The organism is Streptomyces sparsus (assembly GCF_054776295.1).
Window position 1 is genome coordinate 1 of sequence record NZ_BAAHCA010000411.1, and the last position, 4,295, is coordinate 4,295.

Genomic DNA, 4,295 nt, shown 5'->3' on the forward strand with positions numbered 1-4,295 from the left:
GTGCCGCGCTGGACACCGCCGAACTCCCCCTCGCGCTCCGGGAGCTGCTGGGGCGTTGCACCATCCGCTCGCTGCCCGCCCAGTCCCCCACCGGCTCCTCGCCCGCCCCGCGGGTGCCGGCGGAGGGGGTGATGGAGGAGTCCGTGCTGCGGCTCCCGGACCCGACGGGCGGCACCATCGTCATCGAACGCCCGCACCTGCCGTTCACGCCCACCGAGTTCGCGCGGGCCCGGGCGCTCGTGGAGCTGGACGCCAGGCTGGGCCAGCGGGTGCCGCCGCAGCGGGACGAACTGGCGCTCGCGGCCGGCGGCGCGATCAGTGTGCGCCGTGCCGAACCGGGTGATCTCACCGCCGCCCGGGCCATGCACGACCGCTGCTCGGACCGGACACTGTCGCTGCGCTACCACGGTCCGGTGCACGACGCCGACCGGTACCTGGGGCACCTGCTCTCGCCCCGCTACGGCCGCACACTCGCGGTGGAGACGGCCTCCGGCCGGATCGTCGCGCTCGGGCACCTGCTGTGGGACGGCGACGAGACCGAGGTGGCCCTCCTCGTCGAGGACGAGTGGCAGCGCCGGGGCATCGGCGCGGAGCTGCTGCGCCGGCTGGTGGCGATGGCCACCGAGGCCCGCTGCGGCAGCGTCTACGCCGTCACCCGGTCGTCCAACACCGGCATGGTCGCGGCGATGCGCGGCCTCGGCCTGCCGCTCGACTACCAGGTCGAGGAGGGCACCCTGGTGATCAGTGCCCGGCTGACACCCGCTCGCGCTGCGACTGCGGTCGACGGGCGCTGAGCGCGGCGTCGAGGTCCCGCCACAGGTCGTCCACGTCCTCCAGGCCGACGGACATCCGCAGCAGGTTCTCGCTGATACCCGCGCCGTGCCGGTCGTCCTCGGCGACGATGCGGTGGCTGATCGAACCGGGGTGCTGGATGAGGGTGTCGACGCTGCCGAGGCTGACCGCCGGGGTGATCAACCGCACGCCGGCGATCACCTCGTGCGGGTCGCCGTGCACCTCGAAGGCGACCATCGCCCCGCCCAGGCGGGGGTAGTGCACCCGCTGGACGCGCGGGTCCCCGGTGAGGCGCCGGGCCAGTTCGGCGGCGGTCGCCGACTGGGCCCGGACCCGCACCGGCAGCGTGGCCAGGCCGCGCAGCAGCAGGTATCCGGCGAGCGGGTGCAGCACTCCCCCGGTGGCGAACCGGATCTTCCGCAGCTGCCGGGCGAAGTCCTCGTCGCAGGCGCCGTGTCCGACCATCACGTCACCGTGTCCGCCGAGGTACTTGGTCGCGCTGTGCATGACCAGCCGGGCGCCCTGCTCCCGGGGGCGCTGGAGGACGGGCGTGGCGAAGGTGTTGTCGGCGAGCAGCGGCACGGTGCCGCAGGAGTGCGCGACGGCCCGCAGGTCGATCTCGGCCAGGGTGGGGTTCGCGGGGGTCTCGACGATGACGAGTCCGGTGTCGGGCCGGATGGCGTCGGCGACTCCGGCGGGGTCGGTCCAGGTCACCTCGGTGCCCAGCAGTCCGCTGTCCAGCAGGTGGTCACTGCACCCGTACAGCGGACGTACCGCGACGACGTGCCGCAGCCCGGCCGCGGACCGGGCCAGCAGCACGGCGCTGAGGGCGGCCATGCCGCTGGCGAAGGCGACCGCCGACTCGGCGCCCTCCAGCCGGGCGAGTGCCTGCTCGAAGCGCGCCACGGTGGGGTTGTCCAGCCGGGCGTACACCGGCGGCCCCGACAGCTGCGCGCCGGTGGCGGCGAACTCGTCCAGGCGGGCTGCCTCCGCCCGGCTGTCCGCCGAGGGGTAGGTGGTGGACAGGTCCAGGGGTGCGGCGTGCAGGCCGAGCCCGGCGAGGTCGTCGCGGCCGGCGTGCACCGCCTCGGTGGCCAGTGAGCGAGGTGTGGTCTCCATGAGCAGATACTGAACAACTACCGGGAAGTAGCCGCCGGCCTCCGTGCTACGTTCGGCGAATGTCCGATTCTGTGAGCCTCGACCCGGTCGATCTGGAGATTCTGCGGCTGTTGCAGAACGACGCCCGGACGACCTACCGCGATCTGGCGGCGGCCGTGGGGGTGGCGCCCTCGACCTGTCTGGACCGGGTGGGGCGGCTGAGGCGCAGCGGTGTCATCCTCGGGCACGAGCTGCGACTGGACCCGGCCCGGCTGGGGCGGTCCCTGGAGGCGCTGCTGCTCGTCCAGGTGCGTCCGCACCGGCGTGAGCTGATCGGCCCGTTCGTGGACCGGGTCAAGGCGCTGCCGGAGTCCCGGGCGCTGTTCCACCTGACCGGTCCGGACGACTACCTGGTGCACGTCGCGGTGACCGGCACCGCCGATCTCCAACGGCTGGTGCTGGACGAGTTCACCTCGCGTCGGGAGGTCGCCAGGGTGGAGACACGGCTGATCTTCCAGCAGTGGGAGTGCGGGCCGCTGATGCCCCCTCAGGAACCGTCCACGGCCTGACCACGGGTACGGCTGACGCGGCCGGCGGTTCCGTACGAGGATGGTGGCATGTCCGCAACCACGAACCCCTCACCGCTGCCGCGTCGGGTGGCTGACGACTACGTCGACGCGATCGTCCGACTCGACCCCGTCCAGGGCACCTATCTCGGGCTCCCGGAGAGCTACGACCGGCTGCCCGACTTCTCTCCCGACGGCCAGGAGGAGATCGCCGAGCTGCACCGGTCGACGCTGGCCCGCCTCGGTGAGGCGGAGGCGGCACTCCGCTCACCCGACCGGCACGGCGGCGCGTCCCCCGTCGACCCCGCCGGTGCCACGGACGGCCGTGTCCGGGACGCCGACACGGACAACGAACGGCGCTGCGCCCGGTTGCTGCGGGAGCGGCTCACCGCGAAGCTGGCCGTGCACGACGCACGGGAGGGCCTGCGCAGGGTGAGCAATCTCAGCTCTCCCGTGCACGCCGTCCGGTCGGCGTTCACGGTGATGCCGACGTCCAGCGACGACGACTGGGCGGCGGTCGCCCGCCGGCTGCGCGCGGTTCCCGAAGCCCTGTCGGGCTACCGGGCCTCCCTCGCCGCTGGCCTGGACGAGCGGTTGCCGGCCGGTCCGCGCCAGGTGAGCACCGTGATCGGGCAGTTGGACGAGTGGGTCGGTGACCGCGACGGCACCGCCTGGTTCGTGTCGTTCGCCGCCGACGGGCCGGAGGCGCTGCGCGGCGAACTGGACCGGGCCGCGCGGCAGGCGACCGGTGCCGTCGCCGAACTCCGCGACTGGCTGCGGGAGAAGTACGCGCCCGGCATCGAGGGCGCGCCGGAGACGGTCGGCCGGGACCGGTACCGGCTGTGGGCGCGGTACTGGAACGGGACCGACCTGGACCTGGAGGAGGCCTACGCGTACGGCTGGTCGGAGTACCACCGGCTGCTCGGCGAGATGCGCACCGAAGCCGAACGCATCCTGCCCGGCGCGTCCACCCCCTGGGAGGCGCTGCGCCACCTCGACACCCACGGCGAGGCCGTCGAGGGCGTGGAGGAGGTGCGGATCTGGTTGCAGCGGCTGATGGACGAGGCCGTCACCGCGCTGGACGGCACCCACTTCGAACTCGCGGAACGTGTGAAGCGGGTGGAGTCGATGATCGCCCCGCCCGGCGGCGCGGCCGCGCCCTACTACACGGGGCCGTCGCTGGACTTCTCCCGGCCGGGGCGCACCTGGCTGCCGACCATGGGCGAGACCCGGTTCCCCGTCTACGACCTGGTCAGCACCTGGTACCACGAGGGGGTGCCCGGCCATCACCTCCAGCTCGCCCAGTGGACCCACATGGCGGACCGGCTCTCCCGCTACCAGACGACGGTCGGCATGGTCAGCGCCAACGCCGAGGGCTGGGCGCTGTACGCGGAGCGCCTCATGGACGAGCTGGGCTTCCTCACCACCGCGGAGCGGCGGCTGGGCTATCTGGACGCCCAGATGATGCGCTCCACCCGGATCATCGTGGACATCGGCATGCACCTGGGGCTGGAGATCCCCGGCACGTCGCCGTTCCGTCCGGGCGAACGCTGGACTCCGGAACTGGCCCAGGAGTTCTTCGGCATGCACAGCGGACGGCCGGCGGACTTCGTGGAGAGCGAGCTGGTGCGCTACCTGGGCATGCCCGGGCAGGCCATCGGCTACAAGCTGGGCGAACGGGCCTGGCTGCGGGGGCGCGACGCGGCGCGACGCGCGCACGGGGCGGCCTTCGACGCCAAGAAGTGGCACATGGCGGCGTTGTCCCAGGGCTCGTTGGGCCTGGACGACCTCACCGCGGAGCTGTCCGCGCTCTGAGGGCGGATGGCGACGGCCGGGCGG

4 protein-coding genes are annotated in these 4,295 nt (G+C 73.3%); 3 read left to right on the top strand and 1 reads right to left on the bottom strand.

Annotation, left to right across the window (positions count from 1 at the left end; translation table 11 throughout):
- Positions 1-794, top strand: a 794-nt coding sequence (locus ACYVE9_RS17425) for a GNAT family N-acetyltransferase (protein ID WP_461028799.1), incomplete at its 5' end; no start/stop codon positions are given.
- Here ACYVE9_RS17425 and ACYVE9_RS17430 read toward each other — a convergent pair.
- A complete protein-coding gene (locus ACYVE9_RS17430; RefSeq protein WP_461028800.1) occupies positions 742-1,911 on the bottom strand; it encodes a trans-sulfuration enzyme family protein in 1,170 nt (389 codons plus the stop codon). The two genes, ACYVE9_RS17425 and ACYVE9_RS17430, sit on opposite strands and share 53 nt — an antisense overlap.
- Before the next feature lie 59 nt (positions 1,912-1,970).
- Between ACYVE9_RS17430 and ACYVE9_RS17435 the strand changes: the two genes are divergently transcribed.
- Both ACYVE9_RS17435 and ACYVE9_RS17440 read left to right on the top strand, forming a co-directional pair.
- A complete protein-coding gene (locus ACYVE9_RS17435) occupies positions 1,971-2,459 on the top strand; it encodes an Lrp/AsnC family transcriptional regulator (protein ID WP_461028801.1) in 489 nt (162 codons plus the stop codon).
- A gap of 48 nt (positions 2,460-2,507) precedes the next feature.
- Positions 2,508-4,271: a DUF885 domain-containing protein gene (locus ACYVE9_RS17440; RefSeq protein WP_461028802.1), complete on the top strand. Its 1,764-nt coding sequence runs from the start codon at positions 2,508-2,510 to the stop codon at positions 4,269-4,271.
- The last annotated feature ends 24 nt before the right edge of the window (positions 4,272-4,295 follow it).

Coding starts and splice junctions, on each gene's coding strand:
- ACYVE9_RS17430 (WP_461028800.1), bottom strand. CDS start 1,911: ATGGAGACCACACCTCGCTCACTGGCCACCGAGGCGGTGCACGCCGGC.
- ACYVE9_RS17435 (WP_461028801.1), top strand. CDS start 1,971: ATGTCCGATTCTGTGAGCCTCGACCCGGTCGATCTGGAGATTCTGCGG.
- ACYVE9_RS17440 (WP_461028802.1), top strand. CDS start 2,508: ATGTCCGCAACCACGAACCCCTCACCGCTGCCGCGTCGGGTGGCTGAC.